The following is a 604-nucleotide window of genomic DNA, read 5'->3' as shown; positions in this document are numbered from 1 at the left end:
CATGTCCCCTCGTAGTCGGCGTCGATGATCCCGACCGTGTTGCCGAGCACGAGGCCGCGATGGCCGAGGCCGGAACGCGGCGCGATGATCGCGCACCAGCCGGGATCGCCGATGCGGATCGCAATTCCCGAAGATACCAGGGCCGGAGGTTCGCCCGGCCCCAGTGTGATCGGCTCATCGAGGCAGGCGAAAAGGTCCAGCCCGGCCGCCATCTCAGACCCCCAATGCGGGAAGCCCCAGGCAGCCAAGCGCGGGTCGAGCAGCTTCAGTTCGATGGGCGGCAGGGCCGTCATTCAAGCCTCCTCGGCAGCGACGCCGAACCTTGCTGCCATGGCACGGAGTCCCCGGTCAGGGGTCCAGATCCTCGCATTCGACGTCAGTCGGGTCGAGACGAGCAGATGCGCGTCGACATAGCCGATCCCTCTCCCGGCCAGCCCGTGCCGCTCGACGAAATCCAGCACGTCGGCATGGAACGCGACCTTTGCCCGTGGGAGCCTCTCGAACGCGCGAAGGACCTTCCGATCGCGCAGATTGCCCAAGGCCAGTTCCCCTACCACGAATGGATGGACGAGCACCCGCTCCTCGCCGAGGAGCATGCCAGACG

Annotated in this window: 2 protein-coding genes; one reads left to right on the top strand and one right to left on the bottom strand. The window is 66.9% G+C overall.

The window, feature by feature from the left end; all coding sequences use genetic code 11:
* Window positions 1-293: dCTP deaminase/dUTPase family protein (locus AC2JF9_RS08240; RefSeq protein WP_500726826.1), on the bottom strand; the 293-nt coding region annotated here is incomplete at its 3' end.
* Window positions 294-398: 105 nt separating this feature from the next.
* On the opposite strand from AC2JF9_RS08240, the gene AC2JF9_RS08235 reads away from it, so the two are divergent.
* On the top strand, window positions 399-604 hold a 206-nt coding region (locus AC2JF9_RS08235), incomplete at its 3' end, for a hypothetical protein (protein WP_500726824.1).

The sequence above is a fragment of the Lactobacillus sp. C449L genome (genome assembly GCF_059900815.1).
The sequence above is the reverse complement of the archived record's forward strand: the minus strand, read 5'-3'. Positions and strand labels throughout refer to the sequence as shown.